The sequence below is a fragment of the Rhizobacter koreensis genome (assembly GCF_013366375.1).
Lineage (GTDB): Bacteria > Pseudomonadota > Gammaproteobacteria > Burkholderiales > Burkholderiaceae_C > Schlegelella_A > Schlegelella_A koreensis.
In genome coordinates, this window is record NZ_JABWMJ010000017.1 from 43,950 (window position 1) to 64,387 (window position 20,438).

The window sequence follows — 20,438 nt, forward strand, 5'->3', positions numbered from 1 at the left end:
GTGTGGGTACTCAGGACAACCAGCGCTTGCGGCGCTTGTAATGCTTGACCTCGCGCATGCTCTTGCGGGTGCCGCCTTCGCTGAAGCCGAGGTAGAACTCACGCACGTCTTCGTTACGCAGCAGCTTGTCGGCCGGGCCATCGAGCACGATGCGGCCGTTCTCCATGATGTAACCCTCGTCGGCCACGGCCAGCGCGGCCTGGGCGTTCTGCTCCACCAGCAGGATGCTCACCCCACTGTCGTGCCGCAGGCGCGTGATGATCCCGAAGATCTCCTCGCAAATCTGCGGTGCCAGGCCGAGCGTGGGTTCGTCGAGCATCAGCACCTTGGGCTCGGACATCAGCGCGCGGCCGATCGCTACCATCTGCTGTTCGCCGCCGGAGAGATAGCCCGAGACCGTGGTGCGCTTTTGCGTCAGGCGCGGAAACAGCGCATACGCGCGCTCGAGGCCGCGACGCGAATCGGCCGCGCTGCGCGTGTACCCTCCCATCAGCAGGTTCTCCTCGACCGTGAGCTGGTCGAACAGCCGTCGCCCCTCGGGCACCATCACGATGCCCTGCTTGACGATGCGGTCGGGGGCCATGCCGGCCAGCGGCCGACCCTCGAAGCTGATCTGCCCGGCCTTGATCTCGCCGTCCTCCGGATAGAGCACGCCGGAGATGGCCTTCAAGGTCGTGGACTTGCCGGCGCCGTTGGCACCCAGCAGCGCGACGATGCGGCCCTTGCCGAGGGTGAGCGACACCTCGCGCACCGCCTCGATGGTGTTGTCGTAGACGATCTGGACGTTGGTCAACGCGAGCATGTCGTTCCGTGCGTGCTGGGCTTCAACCGCCGGCGAACTTGCGGAAGTCGGGTTTACGCTTCTCGAGGAAGGCGCGAACGCCTTCCTTCGACTCGTCGGTGTTGTAGTACAGGCTCAGTGCCTGCATGCCCAAACTGCCGATGCCGCGGATGTGCTCGGTGGACGCGTTGAACGAGCGCTTGGCGATCGCGATCGCGGTCGGGCTCTTCTCGACCAGCTCGCGGCCCCATTTGGCGACCTCGGCGTCGAGTTGGTCGTGCGGCACGACCACATTGCACAGTCCCATCGCAAGCGCTTCCTGGGCGCTGTAGCGGCGGCACATGTACCAGATCTCGCGCGCCTTCTTCTCGCCGACGACCGCTGCCAGGTAGGCGGTTCCCCAGCCCGGGTCGACCGATCCGACCTTGGGTCCGACCTGTCCGAACACCGCCTTTTCGGAGGCGATGGTCAGGTCGCACAGCGTGGCGATGACGTTGCCGCCGCCGATGGCGTAGCCCTGCACGCGGGCGATCACCGGCTTGGGCACGTCGCGGATGGCGCTGTGCAGCTCTTCAATCGGCAGCCCGGCCGTTCCGCGGCCGTCGTACTGGCCGGAGTGCGCCGACTGATCGCCGCCCGTGCAGAACGCGCGGTCGCCGGTGCCGGTCAGCACAATGGCAGCGATCCTCTTGTCCCAGCCCGCCTTCATCATGGCGTGCAGCATTTCCTCGATCGTCTGGCCTCGGAAGGCATTCATGACGCCGGGCCGGTTGATCGCGATGGTCGCGATCTGATCGCGCTCTTCGTAAACGATATCGGTGTAGTCCATCGTCGCAGTCTCCGTCAGCCGATCATGCTGTAGCCGCCCGAGACGCTCAGCACCTGGCCAGTCACATGCCCGGCCTTGCCGGAGGCGAGGAATACCACCGCATTGGCCACGTCCTGCGGCCGCCCCACCTTGCGCAGCGGCATCGCCTTGGCGGCCTTCTCGATCTGCTCGGGCGTGAACATGCTGTCGGCATTGGTCCACATGCTGCTGCCGCCCACCTCATCGGCACTCGATGGAATCGTCACACCCGGGCAGACCACATTGCAGCGGATGCCGAAGCGGCCGTTCTCCTTCGCGATCGTCTTCATGAAGCTGTTGACTGCCGCCTTCACGCCGCCATAGACCGCTTCGCGCGGCTCGCCCTGGCGGCTGGCATCCGAGCTGATGGAGACGATGGCACCGCTGTTTTGCTTGACCATATAGTCCAGCGCGGTCTTGGTGCAGTTGAGCACGCCGACGTAGTTGATGTCGATCACCTTGCGCCAGAACTCGGGCGTGGTCTGGGTGAAGAACATCAGGTTGTCCCAGCCGACGTTGTTGACCAGGACGTCGACGCAGCCATGCTTGTCGGCAGCGGCCTTGAACATGGCCTGCACCTGGTCGAGCTGCGTCACGTCCGTCTTGACCACCTGTGCCGAAGCGGCGCCGAGCTTGCGCGCGAATTCGGCTGTCTTCTCGGCCTGCGCGGTGTCGATGTCGCCGATGGTCAGGTGCGCGCCTTCGGCGGCGAAAGCAAGCACGATCGCCCGCCCGATGTTCGATCCGCCGCCGGTCACGATGACCGACTTGTCCTTGAGTTCGAGATCCATGTCGTCAACCTTTCGTCGTTGTGTCAGGCGCGCCCGCTGCGCGCGGCGGCCGAAGTATATCGGCCAAACGCTTGTTAGGACATCAGATGAATACCAAGGCGGGTGTCGCTCCTCGCTACTCGATCTTGATGCCCGCCGACTTGATCAGCTTGCCGAATCGCTCGTGATCGGATCGGATCAGCGAATCGAACTCGGCTGGCGTCCGGTACACCGTCTCCAGGCCTTGGTCGGCGAGCTGCTGCTTCACGTCGGGCAGGGCCAGGATCCGCGCGATCTCGGTCGAGAGCTTCTCGACGATGGGGCGCGGCGTGCCGGCGGGCGCCAGGACGCCGAACCAGAGCTGGAAGTCGTACGCAGGCAGTCCGGCCTCGGCAAAGGTGGGCACATCGGGCAGCGTGGGCAGTCGCTTGGTGCCGGTGATCGCGAGGGGCCGCAGGCGCCCTGACTTGATGTGGGGAATCGAAGTGACCGGGGTGTCGAAGTTGAGCTGGATCTGGCCGCCGATCAGATCGGTCAGCGCCGGTGCGGTCCCCTTGTAGGGCACATGCTGCATCTTCACGCCCGCCACGCTCTTGAAGTACTCGCCGGCGAGATGAGTGGAACTGCCGGTGCCTACCGCCGCGAAGTTCAGTTCGTTCGGCTTGGCCTTGGCCAGCGCGATGAACTCCGAAAGATTGGCCGCGGGGACCGAAGGATGCACCACCAGCACGAGTTGCGTCGTCACGAGGCCCGCCACCGGATGGAAGTCGCGCAGCACGTCGAAGGGCAAGGTGGCCACCAGGTGAGGCACCGTCACGTGCGTCGAGGCCGCCAGCGAGATCGTGTAGCCGTCCGGCGCCGACTTTGCGAGTGCATCGGACCCGATGGCCGTGTTTGCGCCCGGCTTGTTGTCGATCAGCACCTGCTGCCCCCAGGCCTCGGTCAGCTTCGCGCCCACCAGCCGCGCCACGTAGCTGGTGCTGCCGCCCGGGGCGTAGGGCACGATGAAGCGGATCGGCTTGTTGGGGTAGGAGCCGGCGGCGGTCTGGCCCAGCGACGGACCCGCCAGCGTCATGGCGGTGACAAGGGCAAGCAAGGTCTTGAACATGGCGGAGCGGCTCCCGGAGTCGGTCGTTGCGGCTGCTTGCCGAAGTCGCCTGCAATCTATAGAGGGTCAGTGCGAAACGCCATGGGGACATGCCCTAACGGACGTTAGGTTTGATTAGAATGTCCAGCACGCAAATGCATGCGGGCCCGATCGAAGGGTCTGGGGTCACAGTGAACGAATCGAGCGTCGACCGCCATCAGCTCGAGTCCGCCGTTCAGGCTGCGGACCTGCGCGTGCTGCTGATGGTGATGGTTCACCTGAGCGGCGATCTCGGCTGGCTCGACCCGCCGCACTGCCCTCGGCGCGACGTCAATCTGGTGGCGGACCCCGCCGCAGGTCTGCCGCCCGAGGTGCAAGGGCGGATCCGCCATGCTGCGGTGGAAATGCTAGCAACCGGCGCTCGGGCCGTGATCCACGACCCCGGTGACGCGCTGATGCAGCGCATGATGTCCGTCTGCCTGGGCGAGAGCGTACCGCTCGAGTACGCGCGATTGACGCGCGAAGAGATGGCGCTGGTGCCGCGGCGCCTGCGGTGGCCCGAGAGCGTGCCGCGCCCGTCGGGGAGCGACGAGCATGTGTTGATCGTCGGCGCCGGCGTCAGCGGGATCGCGCTGGGTGCCAGCCTGATCGAGCTGGGGGTGCCGTTCACCATCGTCGAGAAGGCCGGCGACATAGGGGGCGCGTGGTTCGTCAATCGTTATCCGGGCTGCGGTGTCGACACGCCCAACCACGCCTACTCGTTCTCGTTCGGCCCGCGCTTCCTGTGGCCGCGCTACTTCTCACGCCGCGAGGAGGTTCTGGCCTATCTGCGGCAAGTGATCGACGCGGCCGGCCTGCGCAAGCACATCCGCTTCTCGACGCAGCTGATGGGCGCGACGTGGAACGAAGAGGCCCGGCAATGGGTCGCGCAGTTGCGCGGGGCCGACGGCGACAGCATCGTGCGCTCGCGCTTTCTCGTCAGCGCCATCGGCCAGCTGAGCGATCCGCAACTGCCGCGCATTGACGGCGCCGGCAGCTTCGAGGGCGTTAGCTTCCATTCGGCGAACTGGCCCGAGGGCCTGAAGGTCGGGGGCCGGCGCGTGGCCGTGATCGGCACCGGCGCCACCGTGATGCAGCTGGTGCCGGAGATCGCCGACAGCGTACGTTCGCTGACGATCTACCAGCGCTCGCCGCAGTGGGCGCGCCCCATCCCCGGCTACCGCGAACCGATCGGGCAGCAGGCGCAATGGCTGCTGGCGCACGTGCCGTACTACGCCGAGTGGTTCCGCTTCACGATGTTCTGGCGCTACGGCGACGGACTGCTCAAGACGCTGAAGAAGGACCCGGACTGGCCGCATCCGCAGCGTGCGGTCAATGCGGTCAACGACCGTCACCGTCGCGAGCTGACCGACTTCATCCGCGCGGAGCTGGAGGGACGGCCTGATCTGCTGTCCAAGTGCATCCCGGACTACCCGCCCTACGGCAAGCGCATTCTGCTCGACAACGACTGGTACCGGACGTTGAAGAAGCCCCGGGTCGAACTTGTGGTCGATCCCATCCGGCGCATCGTCGGCGCTGGCATCGAGACGGCCGACGGCAGGCTGCGCGAGGCCGATGTGATCGTGTACGCCACCGGCTTCAAGCTCACGGAGATGGCGGCGCGGCTGGGCCTGGTCGGGCGCCGCGGGCGCAGCCTGTCCGAGGTCTGGGCCGACGGCGACCTGCGTGCGTACCTCGGCCTGACGGTGCCCGGGTTTCCCAACTTCTTCTGCATGGTCGGGCCGGGCACATCGTCGGGCCACGGCGGCAGCATCACCTTCATCGCCGAGGCCCAGACGCGCTACATCACCTCGTGCCTGGTGCGCATGGCCGAGCAGGGCGTTTCGGCGATCGACCTGCGGCCCGAGGTGCTCGACGACTACCAGCGGCGCTTCGACGCCGAGCACGAGACACTGATCTGGTCGCACCCCGGCATGTCCACCTACTACCGCAACCGCCACGGCCGGGTGTTCACGGTGCTGCCCTGGCGGCTGGCGGATTACTGGCGGTTCGCGCACGACGCCAATCTCGGCGACTACCGCTGCTCGGGACAGGCCGCGGACAGCGCGTGAACGTGGCCGGCCGAGCGAGGAGCAGGCCGCAGACCAGGGCGGGCGGACCCATGACGACGCCAGCCGCGTCGTAGGCGAGGCCGGGCTGGACCATTGGGCCGAACCGACGGTCCAGCCAGCACGCCGCCGAAGGTGGCCAACGCCGCCACCGGGGGCCCCTGACCCAGGCCCAGCAGCACGGCACAGGCGCACGGAAGGATCGCCTTTGCCATCCGCGCCGTGCCCCAGCACCGCAGCAGCGAGCCCGCTGCCAGACCGCGGCGGCGCGTCACACCGGATTGCGCTGCACCAGCTGGCGCGCGATGATGATGCGCTGCATCTCGTTCGTGCCCTCGCCGATCAGCAGCAGCGGCGCGTCGCGGAAGTAGCGCTCGACATCGAACTCGGGCGAATAGCCGTAGGCGCCGTGGATGCGCATGCACTCGAGAGCGTTCTCCATAGCGGCCTCGGTGGCGAAGTACTTCGCCATGCCGGCCTCCATGTCGCAGCGCTCGCCGCGGTCGTAGGCGCGCGCCGCGGACTGCACCAGCAGCTTCGCGGCCTCCACGCGCGTGCCCATCTCGCCGAGCTTGAGCTGGATCGCCTGGTGCTCGCAGATCGGCTTGCCGAAGGTCTTGCGCTGCTGGGCGTAGGCGACGGCGTCGTTCAGCGCCGCGGTGGCCACGCCCAGACCCCGCGCGGCGACGTTGATGCGTCCGAGTTCAAGCCCCGACAGCACCTGCTGCAACCCCCGGCCCTCGACGCCGCCGATCAACCGCGCTGCCGGCACGCGGTAATCGTCGAAACGCAGCTCGCAAGTGTCGATGCCGCGGTAGCCCAGCTTCTTCAGCTTGCGCGAGACGACGAAGCCTGGGCCCTTCTCGGCGATGAACAGGCTCATACCCTTGTGGCGCGGTTCGGCCTCGGGGTCGGTCTTGACCAGCAGCGCGATGCAGCCTCCCTGGCCGCTGTTGGTGATCCAGGTCTTGCCGCCATTGACGACGTAGTGGTCGCCGTCTTTGACCGCGCGCGTACGGATCGCCTGCAGATCGGTGCCGGCGTCGGGCTCGGTCAGGCCGATACCGCCGCGCAGCTCGCCGCTGGCGAAACGTGGCAGCAGCTCGCGCTTCTGCGCCTCGGTGCCGCTGCGCATGACGGCGGCGGCCATGATCAGGTGCGAGTTGATGATGCCCGACAGCGACATCCACACCGCCGCAATGCGCGCGACCACCGCCGCGTAGGTGACGGTGCTCAGGCCCAGCCCGCCGTACTCGGCCGGGATGATGCAGCCGAACAGGCCCATCTCCTTCATGCGCTCGACGATCGCCGTCGGGTACTCGTCGGCCTGTTCGAGCCGCTTGACGTGCGGCCGGACCTCGACCCGCAGGAAGCGGTCGATCGCGTCGAGGATCGCCTCGTCCTGTTGCGGCTCATGATTCATCAAGGAGCCTTTCCGTGTCAGCCGCGAGCGGCCAGTCCGGCCTGCAGGTCGGCCGCCGCAACGTCGCGCCCGATCGCCAGCACCAGCTCGCGCACCTGCGCGGCGCGCGCCGGCGAGGCGACCAGCGCCATGTTCTCGTCGTACTTGCGCACGACCTCGGCGTCGGAGATCGGGCGTTCCTCGCCGCCGCGGTTGACGTGCTCGCGGTGGCGAAGCTCCCGGCCGTCGTCCAGCGTGACGATGACCTCGCCCGAGTAGTACTTCGGAAACGGTGAGTCCGGGTCGACCTCGTGTTCGACCTTGGAGGCGAGCGCGAGCGTGCGCTGGTCCCTCAGCGCCTCGTCGTCGAGTTCGGCGAGGCCGAAGCGGCCGCGGATCAGCGCCGTGGCGACGATGTACGGGATGCTGAACTGCGCGTCGTAGCTGTTCTGCGGGCGCGTCTTCGTGGCCACGGGTTCGCACACCGTCTTCACCACCTCGGCCGGCACGCGTGCGCGCACGCTGCGGATCTGCTCGGGCCGCAAACCGTGCCGTTCGCGAAGCGTCACCGCCGCATCCGCGCAGGCGTGCGTGAAGTGGCAGGCCGGCAGCGGCTTGACGTTGACCTTGGCGAGTTCCCACACATCGCCCAGGCCGGCGGTCGCAAGCGCCAGGTCGCCTTCGCGCGCGAGCGGTCCGAGGTGGCTGTTGAACAGGCCGAAGCGGCCCTCGTACACCTGCCGGGGGCCGACGAAGCCGTGGCGCGCCATCGTCGCGGCGGTGAGACCGGCGCCGGCCGCCCAACCCGGGTGCATGCGCTTGGTCCAGGCGCCGTCCTGCAGGAACTCCATGCTGCCCGAGCCCATCGACAGCGCGATGCCCTGTGCCGACGCCAGCTGCGCCGCGTTCAGCCCCAACAGCCGTCCGGCCACCAGCGTGCAGGCGAAGGCACCGATCAGACCGGTGGGGTGAAAGCCAACCTGATGGAAGCCGCCCTTGGCCACCGAAGCCAGCCGCGCGCCGACCTCCATTCCGCAGACGTAGGCGGCAAGCATCGCTTCGCCGTCGAGCCTTGCCTGGGCCGCGGTGCCCAGCGCGCAGGGGAAGGTGCTTGCAGTGGCGTGGATCACGCCGGCGGCATGCGTGTCGTCATAGTCCAGCCCGTGGATCAGGATGCCGTTCATCAGCATCGCGTCACGCAGCGCCAGGCGCGCCGGTGACGCAATCACCGGTGTGTTGCCGCCCTGGGACGACAAGTCCCGCATGGCCGACAGCGAGCGGTGCGCGAAGTCGTAGGGCGTGGATGCATGGGCAATGCCCACGGCATCGAGGATCAGGTGGCGGGCCCGATCCAGCACTGCCGCGGGAATGTCCGCCGTCCGCAGCGTCGCGGCGAAGTCGGCGAGCGTGTCGGCGATGGTCGGGTCGGTCTGGTTGCTCATGGCCTGCTTGCGGTTCTCATGACCGTCGGGCGATGGAGAGTCGGGAGGCACCCCGAACGATGCTTTGCGGCGGCTTCTTGGCCAGCAGTATAGCGGGCAAACCAAACAACTGTTAGGTATGATGAGCCGTTCATCCGAGGAGCAGCCATGAACGACACTCCGAGCACCCCGGCCGTGGGCGTGCATAAGCAGGGCCACGTCGCGATCGTCGAGATCCGCCGTCCGCCGCACAACTACTTCGACGCAGCCATGATCCAGGGTATCGCCGATGCTTTCGAAGCACTGGAGGGCGACGCCGCTTGCCGTGCCATCGTGCTGTGCTCTCAGGGAACGGCCTTCTGCGCCGGCGCCAACTTTGCCACCCGGGATGCGGCGCCGCCGCAAAGGAGCCCTCGCGCGGTCAACCCGCTGTACTTCGAGGCCATACGACTGGTGGCCTGCACAAAGCCCGTGATCGCTGCCGTGCACGGCCCGGCCATCGGCGGAGGCTTGGGCCTGGCGCTGGCCGCCGACTTCCGCGTCACCTGCGCCGAGGCGCGCTTCTCGGCCAACTTCAACCGGCTGGGCATCCATCCCGGCTTCGGCTTGTCCTACATGCTGCCGCGGCTCGTCGGGCAGCAGCAGGCGTCGCTGCTGTTCTACACCGGCCGCCGCATCGCGGGCGAGGAGGCAGTGCGCATCGGCCTGGCCGATCAACTCGTGCCGCAGCCGGAGGTGCGCTCCAAGGCGATCGAACTGGCCGAGGAGATCGCCGCTTCTTCACCCGTCGCGGTGCAGTCCACGCGATCCACCTTGCGCGCGGGCCTGGTCGAGCAGTTCCGGCTCGCTGTCGCGCGCGAAAGCATCGAGCAGAACATTCATTTCGAGACCGAGGACTTCCAGGAGGGTGTCAGGGCCATGTCCGAGCGGCGTATGCCGCGGTTTAAGGGACATTGACAGCGAAGTGGGTGAGAGCGTCGGGCCTGCCTCGAGCGTGGAGGCCGCGACAGACCCGATGAGTCTCCCGCACGCAGCGCAATCAACACGCGGCGAATCCCGGCGGCCAGGCCATTGACCTTTTCGTTGGCGACGATCACGTTGCCACTACCCAAAAACCCCCCGTTTCCCCACAACGGTGCAATGCCCAGGGCCTTGTTGTCGTCAAATCCAGTCGGAACGTACAAGGCCGTGCGCTTGGACAGCCGGTAGCCGGCGCTGAGGACGAACAGCTCACTCGTGGTCGACGCGCCGATTTCCTCCTTGACGGTCCAGCACTGGGCGGCCACGGACAGCACGTCGGTGGCCTCAGGGCCCGCGCCCACGGTGCGCAGCTCGGTGACTCTGGCGAGCGAGTTGCTGCCCTCTCGAACCCGACGTGAGCATTCAGCGTCCACTCACCGGGTCGCCGAAGGGTGCTACTGCACCGTCAGATTGAGTGATCTGATGAGCGGGCCCCACAACGCCAACTCGGCGGCGATCACCCGCGCCAGTTCGTGGGGCTCGCCGAATGCTACGTCGAGTCCCAGCGCCGCGAGACGCTCAGCGGTGTCCGGTGCGGCGGCAGCCAGCTCCAGCTCGCGGGTCAGGCGCTGCTGCAGGGCCGGCGGCAGCCCAGATGGTGCGACCACGCCCATCCAGCCGCGGAACTCATAGTCAGGCACGGTCTCGGCAATCGAAGGCAGGTCTGGGTACAGCTTGTGCCGCGTGCGCCCCGTCGTTGCCAGCAGGCGAATCTTGCCGGCGGCCGCCAGCGGCCCGGCGCTGTTGGGCGCGTCGAAGACGAACTGCAGGGCGCCGCCCATCAGGTCGTTGACCGCCAGTGCGGTGCCGCGGTAGGGCACGTGCGTGAGCTTCACGCCGGCCTTTGCCGCGAGCAGCTCGCCGCTCAGGTGGTTCGTCGATCCGATGCCGGCCGAACCGTAGCTCAGCGCCCCGGGCTGCGCGCGCGCGGCCGCCAGCAGGTCGGAAAGGCTGCGCCACTGGCTGTCGGCGCGCACCGCCAGCACGTTGACGTACTCGCACAGCCTGGCCACGGGCGTGAGACTCTTCAGCGGGTCGTATCCCACGTTCTTGTAGAGGCTCGGCCCGATGCTCAGAGACGCCGTGTGGGCAAACCCGATCGTGTAGCCGTCCGCTGTCATCTTCGACAGGCGCGCGATGCCCAACGTGCTGCCGGCACCGGGCACGTTCTCGACGTTCACGGTCTGGCCGAGCTGCGCCTGCAGCCGGCTGGCGAACAGGCGTGTCACGCCGTCGGCCGGCCCGCCGGGGGCGAAGCCGACAACGAAGCGCAAGGGGCGCGACGGATAGGCCGTATCCTGCGCGCCAGCGCGCCAGGGCAGCAGCGCGGCGGCCACGCCACCGAGCAGACAATGGCGACGAGAGTGGTTCATCAACTTCATCCAACCTCTGGAGGGGCACGCCAGACGGGGGGAGCACTCAGTACGAGCGCGGCAGCCCCATCACGTGCTCGGCGATGTAGTTCAGCACCATCTCGCGGTTCAGCGGCGCGGTGCGCAGCAGCCGCACCAGGCCGTACAGGTCGTAGATGCCGTACTCCTTGGTGAAGCCGTTGCCACCGTGCGTCTGGATCGCTGCGTCCACTGCATGGATGCCGGCCTCGGCGCCGGCGTACTTGGCGATGTTGGAGAACTCGCCCGCCGGCAGGCCCTGGTCGAACGCCCAGGCCGCCTTGAGCGCCATCAGCGAGGCCATCTCGATCTCGCTGCGCGCGATGGCCAGCGGATGCTGCACGCCCTGGTAGGCGCCTATCGGTGTGTTGTTGAAAAGCTTGCGGTCGTTGGCGTAGGCCACCGCCTTCTTCAGCGCGAAGCGGCCGACGCCGGTGCACAGGCCCGACAGGATGATGCGCTCCGGATTGAGGGTGTCGAACAGGATCGAGAAGCCCCTGCCAACTTCGCCGAGCACGTCGTCCTCGGTCAGCGACACGTCGTCGAAGAACACCTGCCACTGCGTCTCGGGCACCGGGAAGGCCACCGGGATCAGCGTCTTGCTGATGCCCTTCTTCTTCATGTCGACCATGAAGATGGTGAAGCCGTCGGTCTTCTTCTTGACCTCAGCGCGCGGCGTTGTGCGCGTCACCACCATCGCGTAGTCGGCGTGGTTGGCGTCGGTGATGAAGACCTTCTGGCCGCTCAGGCGGAAGCCGCCCTTGCCGTCGGGCTTGGCGATGGAGGTGATCTCCATCGAGTTCGAGCCCGCGTTTGGCTCAGTGATGGCGAAGCAGAAGCGGATCTCGCCGGCGCAGCCGCCCGGAAGCAGCCGGCGCTTCATCGCCTCGCTGGCGTGCTTTGCCATCAGGCCCATCGTCATCGTCGGGCCGACCACCAGGTTCAGCAGCGGGATGCCGTTGTTCGCCAGTCCCTCCATGAACAGCAGCATCTCGGTCATTCCCTGGCCGGCGCCGCCGTAGGCCTCGGGCACCATGATGCCGAGAAAGCCGTCGTCGGTGATTTGCTTGTACAGCTCGGCCGGCGGCTCGCTCTTCTCGGCGTACTTCTTCCAGTAGGCATGGTCGAAGCGCTGCGACACGCGGTCGCCGTACTCGTAGACCATGCGCTGTTCCTGGGTGAGGGCGAAATCCATGGGGGCTCCTGCGATGACGAAGGGAACGTGCCGTTCAGCGCTTGGCCGACGGGAACTGGGGCGCGCGCTTCTCCTTCACCGCGGCGACGCCTTCCTTGGCGTCCTCTCCGAGGAAGCACAGCATCTCCATCGCCAGCGAGCTCTCGAAGATCGGCCGCGCCATGTTCATCCAGCCGTTGAGCGAACGCTTGGTGAAGCGGATGGCCTGCTGGCTGCCGGCGGCCAGCTTGTCTGCGACTTCCATCGCCTTGTCCATCAGCTGCGCGCGGGGCACACACAGGCTCACCAGGCCGATGCGCTCGGCCTCCTTGCCCGACACGAACTCGGCCGTCATCAGGTAGTACTTGGCCTTGGCCATGCCGCACAGCAGCGGCCAGCAGATCGCCGCATGGTCGCCCGCGGCCACACCGAGCTTGACGTGGCCGTCGGTGATCTTCGCCTCTTCGGCCATGATGCTGATGTCGGCCATCATCGCGACCGCCAGCCCGGCGCCGACCGCCACACCGTTGATCGCCGAGATCACCGGCTTGTCGCAGGCCATGACGTTGTAGACGATGTCGGAGGCCTCGTTCATCACCATGTTGATCGTCTCGGCATTGCCGACCATGTTGGTGATCCAGTTCAGGTCGCCGCCGGCCGAGAAGGCCTTGTCGCCGGCGCCGGTGATCACCGCCACCTTGGTCTTGGGGTCGTCGTTGACCACGCCCCAGACCTTGGTCAGTTCCCAGTGCAGGCGGCCGTTGGTGGCGTTCATCACCTCGGGGCGGTTGATCGTGATCAGCAGCACGCCGTTGGGCTTGTGGTCGAACTTCAGAAATTGGAAGTCGGAGTAGTTCATCGGAAGGGTCCTCGATGGTCGATGGTGGAGAGGGAAGGGCTGTGCGAGGGGAATCGGGTGATGGGTCGGGCTCAGACCGGATCCCATGAAAACACGACGGCCGAGCTCTCCAGCGGGAAGAAATTGGGCTTCATCGCCGGCAGTACCCGCTCGGCGATCGTTTCGGGCGTCCAGCCCTCGGCGGTGTGCATGCCGCGCACCGGTCGCGGCTGGCTCATCAGGAAGATCTCGTTGCCGCGCACCGCGAAGATCTGCGAGGTCACCTCGGCCGCGGCGTCGCTGGCGAGGAAGGCCGCCATCGGGGCGATCTGCGCGGTGTCGAGCTTCTTGAGCTTCTCGACGCGCGCCTGCTGTTCGGGCGTATCGGTCGGGATCGAGCCGATCATGCGGCTCCAAGCGAACGGCGAGATGCAATTGGAGCGCACGTTGTAGCGCTTCATGTCGCCGGCGATCGATCGCGAGAGCGCGACGATGCCGAGCTTGGCGGCGCCGTAGTTCGCCTGGCCCAGATTGCCGATCAGACCGGAGGTGGAGGTCATGTGCACGTAGGCGCCCGACTGCTGTGACTTGAAGTGCGGTGCCGCGGCGCGCGAGACGTTGAAGCTCCCGTTGAGGTGCACGTCGATCACGGCCTTCCACTCGTCCTGCGACATGGCAAAGAACATGCGGTCGCGGAGGATGCCGGCGTTGTTGACGACGATGTCGATGCGGCCGAAGTGATCTACAGCGCACTGCACGATGCGGTGCGCGGAGTGCCACTCGGCCACACTGTCGGTAGAAAGCGCAGCTTGGCCGCCCATGGCCTTGATCTCGTCGACCACCTGCTGCCCAAGGCTGGCATCGTTGCCTTCACCACTGACCGATGCACCCACGTCGTTGACGACAATCTTGGCGCCCTGGGCGGCCATCTCGAGCGCAATGTCGCGCCCGATGCCGCGCCCCGAGCCGGTCACCACGGCGACCTTGTCTTTCAGCATGCTGCCTTTGTGCATATCGGGTCTTCCTTTGAAAGAATGAATCGAAGGGGGTGCTTGATCAGCTCGGCAGCTGAAGCACGGTGCTCGCCAGGATGTTGCGCTGGATCTCGTTGCTGCCGCCGTAGATGGTGGCCGGGCGTGCGTTGTAGAAGGTCGTGAGCACGTCGATCGCGCCGTCATCGGTCTCAACATCGCCCGCTGTTGCCCCGCTGGCCCCGGCGATCTCGACCAGTACGTTGGCCAGCCGGGAGTAGGTTTCGGTGGCGAAGACCTTGAGCATCGAGACCTCGGGCCCCAGCGCCTCGCCGCGCTTGACCTGTTCGACGAAGCGCGCGTAGAGCGTGCCGAGGTCGGCGACGTCCAGCGCCAGCTGCGTGTAGCGGTCGGCGAACACCGGATCTTCGAGCAGCCCCAGTCTGGCCGCGGCCTCTTCGACGCGCGACAGTGCGTATTGGCTCTGCTTGGGGCTGCCGAGGAAGATGCGCTCGAAGCCGAGCAGCGCTTTGGCGATGGTCCATCCCTTGTTCAACTCGCCGACGATGTTGGCGCGTGGCACGCGCACGTTGTCCAGGAAGACCTCGCAGAAGTCCTCGGCGCCGGCGATGTTGCGGATCGGCCGCACCGTGACGCCCGGGCTCTTCATGTCGGCCAGCAGGAAGCTGATGCCCTCCTGCTTCTTGGCTGCCTTGTCGGTGCGCACGAGCAGGAAGATGTGGGTCGCGTCCTGCGCCAGCGTGGTCCAGATCTTCTGCCCGTTGACGATGAAGTCGTCGCCGTCGGCCACGGCCTCGGTGCGCAGACTGGCGAGGTCGGAACCCGAGTTTGGCTCCGAATAGCCCTGGCACCAGATGTCCTGGCATGACAGGATGCGCGGCAGATAGTGCGCACGCTGCGCGTCGGTGCCGTGCTGGATGAGCAGCGGGCCGACCATGGTGATGCCCATGTCGGGTGCGCGCGCCACGCCGTGCCGCTCCTGCTCCTCGATGAAGACGATCAACTTGTTCGGTGCCAGGCCCATACCGCCATGGCGCGCCGGCCAGCTCGGAGCCAACCAGCCGTGGGCCGCCAGCTTCAGTGTCCACTCGCGGATCTCGTTCCAGCGCAGGCGCCGCTTGGGGTAGCGAAGGTGTTCGGGGTAGTGCTGCTGAAAGAAGGCTCTCACCTCTGCGCGGAAGGCGTCGGTGTCCATCGTGTTCCACTCTTTGGCCATGTTCGACGCCCTCATCGAGCTGAGTCCTTTGCGCCGGCGGCGTCGCGGCGTGACAAGGCGGCGAAGCGGCGCCGCTGCTGCGCAGCATTGCCGAGCCACGCCGACAGCACGAGCGTGCGCTGCAGGTACAGCCCGAGATCGTGCTCGTCGGTGACGCCGATGGCGCCGTGCATCTGCACGGCTTCGCGTGCGATGGTGAGTGCGGCCTCCGAGCAGCGCGCCTTCACGCGGGCCGCCAGCTGCGCCCGCTCGGTGCCGGCGATGCCGCGGTCGAGTTCGGTCAGCGCGTGTGCGAGCACCGCGCTGCTCAGCTCCTGTTGGATGAACAGGTCGACGGCACGGTGCTGGAGGGCCTGGTAGCTGCCGATCGGCCTGCCGAACTGCTTGCGCGTGCGCAGGTAGTCCAGGGTCATCGCCAGCATCCGGCGCCCGCCGGCCAGCAACTCCACCCCCGTCATGATCAGGGCCTCGTCATGGGCGGCAGCGAACGCCGCGCGCGCGCGATCGCCGCTGGCCAGCAGGTGGCTGTCCGGCACCACCACGTTGTCGAGATCCAGCCGGGCCGCGAACGTACCGTCGGCCAGCCCTTGCAGCAGGCGCTTCGATCCGACGGCTTCGGCCGGCAGCCAGACCAGCGCCAGCCCCTCCGAGGACGAGGCGGTGACGATGTAGGCGTTCGCCCCAGCGCCCGGCCGCACATGCAGCTTGCGGCCATTCAGCCGCAGCCCGGAGGCGCTGCGCGCGCACACCGCGGCCGGCTCCGACGGATGGCCCTGGCTGTCGAAGCTCGCGCTGCCGGTTGGATCTTCCTGCCAGGCCACGGCAGGCAGAAGCTGTCCCGACGCGGTTTGTTCGAGGAGCCCCGCGGCCATGCCCTGATCGCCACAGCCGGCCAGCAGGCGGCCTGCGAAGACGGTGACCGGCGTCAGCGGCTCGGGGGCCGCCTGCTCCGCCAGGGCCGAGACCACCTCGGCCATTTCGGCGAATCCCTGGCCGTAGCCACCGACGGACTCCGGCGCGAGCAGACCGGTCCAGCCCTGCTGGGCCAGTGCCGCCCAGAAGCGCAGGTCGAAGCCCGGGGCTTTGCCGCGAAGTGCGCGGGATCTTGACGGAGGTGACTCCCGGCCGACAAACGATGTCGCACTGGCGCGCAGCAGGGCGCGCTCTTCGAGTCGATCGGCCGGTGTGGCCACGGTGGAAGCAGTCATGCGATGAGGACGGGCAATCAGTACGACTTGGGTAGGCCGAGTACCTTCTCGGCGATGAAACACAGGATGAGCTGTGGGCTGATCGGGGCGACCCGCGGGATCAGCATCTCGCGCAAATAACGTTCGACCTGATACTCTTTGGCGTAGCCGAAGCCGCCCAGCGTGGCCATGGCGCGCTGGCAGGCGGCGAAGCCAGCTTCCGCCGCCATGTACTTGGCGGCATTGGCATCTGCTCCGCAATCCAGCTTGTGGTCGTACTTCCAGGCCGCTCGCATCGTCATCAGCCAGGCGGCCTCCAGCTCCATCCAACTCTGCGCCAGCGGGTGCTGGATCGACTGGTTCTGGCCGATCGGACGGTCGAAGACGATGCGTTCGCGCGCGTACCGGCTGGCCCGTTCGAGCGCGGCCTGTCCAAGCCCGACCGCCTCGCCGGCGATGAGGATGCGCTCCGGGTTCATGCCGTGCAGGATGTACTCGAACCCCCGGCCTTCCTCGCCGATGCGATCTTCCACCGGCACCTTCAGGCCGTCGATGAAGAGCTGGTTGGAGTCCACCGCCTTGCGGCCCATCTTGTCGATTTCACGCACCTCGACAAAGTTGCGGTCGAGGTCGGTGTAGAACAGGCTCAGACCGAGTGTGGGCTTGCGGCACTGCTCCACCGGCGTGGTGCGGGCCAGGATCAGCATCTTGTTGGCGACCTGGGCCGTGGAAATCCACACCTTCTGGCCGCTCAGGACGTAGTGATCACCGCTGCGCTCGGCGCGGGTCTTGAGCTTGGTGGTGTTCAGGCCCGTGTTGGGCTCGGTCACCGCGAAGCAAGCCTTGTGCTGGCCGGCGACGAGCGGTGGCAGCATGCGGCGCTTCTGCTCGTCGGTGCCGAACACCACAACCGGCTGCAGCCCGAAGATGTTCATGTGCACCGACGAGCATCCCGACAGGCCGGCGCCCGAACGCGCGATGGCGGCCATCATCACTGTCGCTTCTGCGATGCCCATGCCACTGCCGCCATACTCGGTCGGCATGCAGATGCCCAGCCAGCCGCCGGCGGCCAGGGCGTCGTACAGCTCGAACGGAAAGCCGCCGTCACGGTCGTGCGAGAGCCAGTAGTCGTCGCCGAAGCGCTCGCAGATCTTCCCGATCGCTTCGCGGATCGCTTCGTGCTCGCGGTTCTCGATGAAGTCCATGATCGGATCGCCTGCGCTGCCGAGTGTCAGAAAGTCATCGCCAGTCGCGTGCCTTGCTCGATGGCGCGCAGCGCGTCCAGTTCGGCCGCGCGCTCGGCGCCGCCGATCACCGCCGGCTCGATGCCGAGGGCACGCAGCTCGGCGACCAGTCCGGCCTCGGGCTCCTGGCCAGCGCACACGACCACCGTGTCGACCTCGAGCAGCCGCGGTTCGCCGTTCACTCGAAGGTGCAGACCGGCATCGTCAATCTTGTCGTAGGCGCAGCCGGTGAGGGTCTTGAGCCCGCGCTGGTCGAGCCGCGCACGCAAGGCCCAGCCGGTGGTCAGCCCGAGGGAAGTGCCCGGCTTCTGCGGCTTGCGCTGCAGCAGCGTGACGGAGCGCCAGGGCTCCGGGTGTCGCGGGGTGGTCAAACCGCCGGAATTCTCTTCCGTGAGGTCTACACCCCAGTCGGCGAAGAACGCCTGGGCGTCGCCGCTGGTGCCGTGCGCTGCAGGGCGCCGCGGCGGGGTCGCAGGATCGTGTTCGTCGTGAAGCAGGTATTCGGCAACGTCGAAGCCTATGCCGCCGGCACCGATGACGGCGACCCTTCGCCCGGCGATTCGGCGCCTGGACAGCAGATCGGCGTAGCCGATCACCTTGGGGTGTTCGATGCCGACGATGTCGGGCTTGCGTGGGCGCACGCCGGCGGCGACGACGATGCGCTCGAAGTGGGCGGAAGCGATGTCGGCGGCGGTCGGGCGTCGATTCAGGTTCAGCTGTATGTCCAGCTCGGCGATGCGCGCGCTGAAGTAGCGCAGCAGCTCGTCGAACTCCTCCTTGCCCGGAACGGCGCGCGCCAGATGGAGCTGGCCGCCGATGACCGTACCGGCCTCGAACAGCGTCACGGCGTGACCTCGTTCGGAAGCGGTGATGGCGCAGGCGAGCCCGGCCGCACCGGCACCCACCACGGCGACTCGGCGCTTGGCCATCGGCGCCGGCATCTCGGCGAACTCCAGCTCGCGTCCGGCGCGCGGGTTCACCAGGCATGACGTGGGTTTGCCGGTGAAGATGAAGTCGAGGCAGGCCTGGTTGCAGGCGATGCAGGTATTGATCGACTCAGGTCGGCCGGCAGCCGCCTTGCGCACGAAATCGGGGTCGGCCAGAAAGGGGCGCGCCATCGACACCATGTCGGCGTCACCGGAGCCGATGATTTCCTCTGCCACCTCGGGGGTGTTGATACGGTTGGAAAGGATCAGCGGGATCCTCAGCGCACGCTTGATGCGTGCACCGACGGCCCGGAAGGCCGCGCGCGGCACGAGGTAGGCAATGGTCGGCACCCTGGCCTCGTGCCAGCCGAAACCCGTGTTGATGAGATCAGCTCCGGCGGCTTCGATGGCGCGCGCCAGCGCGACCACTTCGTCGGCCGGCGCGCCGCCCTCCACCAGATCGAGCGCCGACAGGCGGTACATGATCAACCCGCGTGCTCCCAGGCGCTCGCGGGTGCGGCGTACGATCTCCACCGGCAATCGGTGCCGGTTCTCCATGCTGCCGCCGAACTCGTCGTTGCGGTCGTTGCAGCGCGTGGTGGCGAACTGGCTGATGAGGTAGCCTTCGGAGCCCATCACCTCCACGCCATCGAAGCCGGCGTGCAGGGCCAGTTCGGCGCAGCGCACATAGTCGTCGATGGTGCGCCAGACCTCCTCGGAGGCCAGCGCGCGCGGCGCGCGGCGGTTGATCGGCGCGGGGATGATCGAGGCGCCCACCGGGTTGGCGATCTTGGCGTAGCGGCCGGTGTGCAGCACCTGGAGCACGATCTTGCCGCCTTCGGCATGGACCGCTTCTGCAATCGGGCGCAACGCCTCGGCCTCATCGGGCGTGGTCAGCATCGGCCCGTGTTCGTCCAGCCGCGCCTCGGCATTCATCGCGTAGCCACCGGTGGCGATGAGGCCGGCCCCGCCTCGCGCGCGCTCGGCGTAGAACGCGGCCAAGCGAGCCGTGCTGCCGTCCAGGTGCTCCAGGCCGGTGTGCATCGAGCCCATCAGCGTGCGGTTGCGCAGCGTATGGCTCCCGGCCTGCAGCGGGGCGAGCAGATGGGGGAAGGCGGGCTTGGGCTTGCTCATCGCATTCGACGCTTTTGGGCTAACTAACGTATGTTCGATCAGTATGCTATCGTATCCTGACAGCGTGCCGACGTCGCCGTGATCGCGCTACGGGTTTGCCCGCGGCATCGTCTGCACCCCCGCTTCGGGCTGTGCCGCTTCTGGCTTTGCCGCATTCGTTCCGTCTGCATTGCGCCGCCTCACATGATGTCTAGTGCTTCCACCCCTGCCGCCGATCCCTTCCTTGCCCCGGGACGCTGCGTCGACAGCGATCACCCCGCGGTCAGGGCCTTTGCCCTCGAGCACGCGCAAGCATCGATGCCGCCACGCGATATCGCCGTGCGGCTGTACTACGCCGTGCGCGACGGTTTCCGCTACGACCCCTACTTCTTCGACATGTCGGAGCAGGGGCTCAAGGCCAGCCATGTGATCGCCAACGGCCGCGGCTTCTGCGTGCCCAAGGCTGCCTTGCTGGCAGCTTCTGCCCGTGCGCTGGGTGTGCCGGCCCGGCTCGGCTTTGCCGACGTGCGCAACCACCTGACCAGTCCGCGGCTTCGGGAGATGATGCAGACGGACGTGTTCGCGTTTCACGGCTTTGCCGAACTGCTGATCGACGGACATTGGGTCAAGGCGACGCCGGCTTTCAACCTCGGTCTGTGCGAGAAGGCGGGTGTCAAGCCGCTCGAGTTCGATGGCCGGGCCGACTCGGTCTTCCACGAGTTCGACGCACACGGCCGTCGCCACATGGAGTACGTCCGCGAGCGGGGCAGCTTTGCCGACGTTCCTCGGCGCGAGATGCTGGCTGCGTTCGCCGAGCTGTATCCGGCCTTCGAGACCTGGATGCGCAATGCAGGAGCCGGCGACTTCGAGCAGGAGGTGAGTTCTGGCGACGCCACCTGAAGCAGAAGAACGATCGGGGCG

17 protein-coding genes are annotated in these 20,438 nt (G+C 67.2%); 3 read left to right on the forward strand and 14 right to left on the reverse strand.

Annotated features, from left to right (window positions below; translation table 11 throughout):
* Positions 1-10 precede the first annotated feature (10 nt).
* The 4 genes from HQN59_RS24015 to HQN59_RS24030 form a co-directional block, all read right to left on the reverse strand.
* A complete protein-coding gene (locus tag HQN59_RS24015; protein WP_176071677.1) occupies positions 11-802 on the reverse strand; it encodes an ABC transporter ATP-binding protein in 792 nt (263 codons plus the stop codon).
* A gap of 22 nt (positions 803-824) precedes the next feature.
* Positions 825-1,610, reverse strand: a complete 786-nt coding sequence (gene badI / locus HQN59_RS24020; protein ID WP_176071678.1) for a 2-ketocyclohexanecarboxyl-CoA hydrolase — start codon at positions 1,608-1,610, stop codon at positions 825-827.
* Positions 1,611-1,624: 14 nt separating this feature from the next.
* Entirely contained in the window at positions 1,625-2,419 is a 795-nt protein-coding gene (locus HQN59_RS24025) for an SDR family NAD(P)-dependent oxidoreductase (protein ID WP_176071679.1), read from the reverse strand.
* Positions 2,420-2,534: 115 nt separating this feature from the next.
* Positions 2,535-3,506, reverse strand: a complete 972-nt coding sequence (locus tag HQN59_RS24030) for a Bug family tripartite tricarboxylate transporter substrate binding protein (protein ID WP_176071680.1) — start codon at positions 3,504-3,506, stop codon at positions 2,535-2,537.
* A gap of 170 nt (positions 3,507-3,676) precedes the next feature.
* Here HQN59_RS24030 and HQN59_RS24035 point away from each other — a divergent pair, with 170 nt between their 5' ends.
* Complete coding sequence (locus tag HQN59_RS24035) at positions 3,677-5,596, forward strand: NAD(P)/FAD-dependent oxidoreductase (RefSeq protein WP_217704294.1); 1,920 nt, start codon at positions 3,677-3,679, stop codon at positions 5,594-5,596.
* 268 nt (positions 5,597-5,864) lie between these two features.
* Here HQN59_RS24035 and HQN59_RS24040 read toward each other — a convergent pair whose 3' ends face one another.
* A complete protein-coding gene (locus tag HQN59_RS24040; RefSeq protein WP_176071681.1) occupies positions 5,865-7,016 on the reverse strand; it encodes an acyl-CoA dehydrogenase family protein in 1,152 nt (383 codons plus the stop codon).
* Between the two features lie 17 nt (positions 7,017-7,033).
* Complete coding sequence (locus HQN59_RS24045; protein WP_246295129.1) at positions 7,034-8,623, reverse strand: MmgE/PrpD family protein; 1,590 nt, start codon at positions 8,621-8,623, stop codon at positions 7,034-7,036.
* Here HQN59_RS24045 and HQN59_RS24050 point away from each other — a divergent pair.
* Positions 8,585-9,373: an enoyl-CoA hydratase/isomerase family protein gene (locus HQN59_RS24050; protein ID WP_176071682.1), complete on the forward strand. Its 789-nt coding sequence runs from the start codon at positions 8,585-8,587 to the stop codon at positions 9,371-9,373. The genes HQN59_RS24045 and HQN59_RS24050 overlap by 39 nt on opposite strands.
* Before the next feature lie 458 nt (positions 9,374-9,831).
* Here the strand turns inward: HQN59_RS24050 and HQN59_RS24055 are convergent, their stop codons facing one another.
* The 8 genes from HQN59_RS24055 to HQN59_RS24090 all read right to left on the reverse strand — a co-directional run bounded on the left by HQN59_RS24055 (position 9,832) and on the right by HQN59_RS24090 (position 19,538).
* Positions 9,832-10,818: a Bug family tripartite tricarboxylate transporter substrate binding protein gene (locus HQN59_RS24055; protein WP_176071683.1), complete on the reverse strand. Its 987-nt coding sequence runs from the start codon at positions 10,816-10,818 to the stop codon at positions 9,832-9,834.
* Positions 10,819-10,855: 37 nt separating this feature from the next.
* The gene (locus HQN59_RS24060) at positions 10,856-12,022 is read right to left on the reverse strand and encodes an acyl-CoA dehydrogenase family protein (protein ID WP_176071684.1); all 1,167 of its coding nucleotides are present in this window, start codon (positions 12,020-12,022) and stop codon (positions 10,856-10,858) included.
* Positions 12,023-12,056: 34 nt separating this feature from the next.
* Positions 12,057-12,860, reverse strand: coding sequence for an enoyl-CoA hydratase/isomerase family protein (locus tag HQN59_RS24065; protein WP_176071685.1), 804 nt, complete (start codon positions 12,858-12,860; stop codon positions 12,057-12,059).
* A gap of 71 nt (positions 12,861-12,931) precedes the next feature.
* Entirely contained in the window at positions 12,932-13,852 is a 921-nt protein-coding gene (locus tag HQN59_RS24070) for an SDR family NAD(P)-dependent oxidoreductase (protein WP_176071686.1), read from the reverse strand.
* A 43-nt stretch (positions 13,853-13,895) separates the two neighbouring features.
* Positions 13,896-15,062, reverse strand: a complete 1,167-nt coding sequence (locus HQN59_RS24075) for an acyl-CoA dehydrogenase family protein (RefSeq protein ID WP_217704295.1) — start codon at positions 15,060-15,062, stop codon at positions 13,896-13,898.
* Positions 15,059-16,255 (reverse strand): acyl-CoA dehydrogenase family protein, encoded by a 1,197-nt coding sequence (locus tag HQN59_RS24080; protein ID WP_176071687.1) that lies wholly within the window; start codon positions 16,253-16,255, stop codon positions 15,059-15,061. The genes HQN59_RS24075 and HQN59_RS24080 overlap by 4 nt, the downstream gene beginning before the upstream one ends.
* A 17-nt stretch (positions 16,256-16,272) precedes the next feature.
* Positions 16,273-17,439: an acyl-CoA dehydrogenase family protein gene (locus HQN59_RS24085; protein WP_176071688.1), complete on the reverse strand. Its 1,167-nt coding sequence runs from the start codon at positions 17,437-17,439 to the stop codon at positions 16,273-16,275.
* 26 nt (positions 17,440-17,465) lie between these two features.
* A complete protein-coding gene (locus HQN59_RS24090) occupies positions 17,466-19,538 on the reverse strand; it encodes an FAD-dependent oxidoreductase (RefSeq protein ID WP_176071689.1) in 2,073 nt (690 codons plus the stop codon).
* A 78-nt stretch (positions 19,539-19,616) separates the two neighbouring features.
* Between HQN59_RS24090 and HQN59_RS24095 the strand changes: the two genes are divergently transcribed.
* Positions 19,617-20,417, forward strand: a complete 801-nt coding sequence (locus HQN59_RS24095) for a transglutaminase-like domain-containing protein (RefSeq protein WP_342451302.1) — start codon at positions 19,617-19,619, stop codon at positions 20,415-20,417.
* Positions 20,418-20,438: the final 21 nt, after the last annotated feature.

Bases quoted from the DNA above. Each gene is read 5' to 3' on its own strand.
- HQN59_RS24055 (WP_176071683.1), bottom strand. From the start codon at position 10,818: ATGAAGTTGATGAACCACTCTCGTCGCCATTGTCTGCTCGGTGGCGTG.
- HQN59_RS24075 (WP_217704295.1), bottom strand. From the start codon at position 15,062: ATGAGGGCGTCGAACATGGCCAAAGAGTGGAACACGATGGACACCGAC.
- HQN59_RS24065 (WP_176071685.1), bottom strand. From the start codon at position 12,860: ATGAACTACTCCGACTTCCAATTTCTGAAGTTCGACCACAAGCCCAAC.
- HQN59_RS24025 (WP_176071679.1), bottom strand. From the start codon at position 2,419: ATGGATCTCGAACTCAAGGACAAGTCGGTCATCGTGACCGGCGGCGGA.
- HQN59_RS24030 (WP_176071680.1), bottom strand. From the start codon at position 3,506: ATGTTCAAGACCTTGCTTGCCCTTGTCACCGCCATGACGCTGGCGGGT.
- HQN59_RS24060 (WP_176071684.1), bottom strand. From the start codon at position 12,022: ATGGATTTCGCCCTCACCCAGGAACAGCGCATGGTCTACGAGTACGGC.
- HQN59_RS24050 (WP_176071682.1), top strand. From the start codon at position 8,585: ATGAACGACACTCCGAGCACCCCGGCCGTGGGCGTGCATAAGCAGGGC.
- HQN59_RS24045 (WP_246295129.1), bottom strand. From the start codon at position 8,623: ATGCACGCCCACGGCCGGGGTGCTCGGAGTGTCGTTCATGGCTGCTCC.
- HQN59_RS24080 (WP_176071687.1), bottom strand. From the start codon at position 16,255: ATGACTGCTTCCACCGTGGCCACACCGGCCGATCGACTCGAAGAGCGC.
- HQN59_RS24070 (WP_176071686.1), bottom strand. From the start codon at position 13,852: ATGCACAAAGGCAGCATGCTGAAAGACAAGGTCGCCGTGGTGACCGGC.
- HQN59_RS24015 (WP_176071677.1), bottom strand. From the start codon at position 802: ATGCTCGCGTTGACCAACGTCCAGATCGTCTACGACAACACCATCGAG.
- HQN59_RS24090 (WP_176071689.1), bottom strand. From the start codon at position 19,538: ATGAGCAAGCCCAAGCCCGCCTTCCCCCATCTGCTCGCCCCGCTGCAG.
- HQN59_RS24040 (WP_176071681.1), bottom strand. From the start codon at position 7,016: ATGAATCATGAGCCGCAACAGGACGAGGCGATCCTCGACGCGATCGAC.
- HQN59_RS24085 (WP_176071688.1), bottom strand. From the start codon at position 17,439: ATGGACTTCATCGAGAACCGCGAGCACGAAGCGATCCGCGAAGCGATC.
- badI (WP_176071678.1), bottom strand. From the start codon at position 1,610: ATGGACTACACCGATATCGTTTACGAAGAGCGCGATCAGATCGCGACC.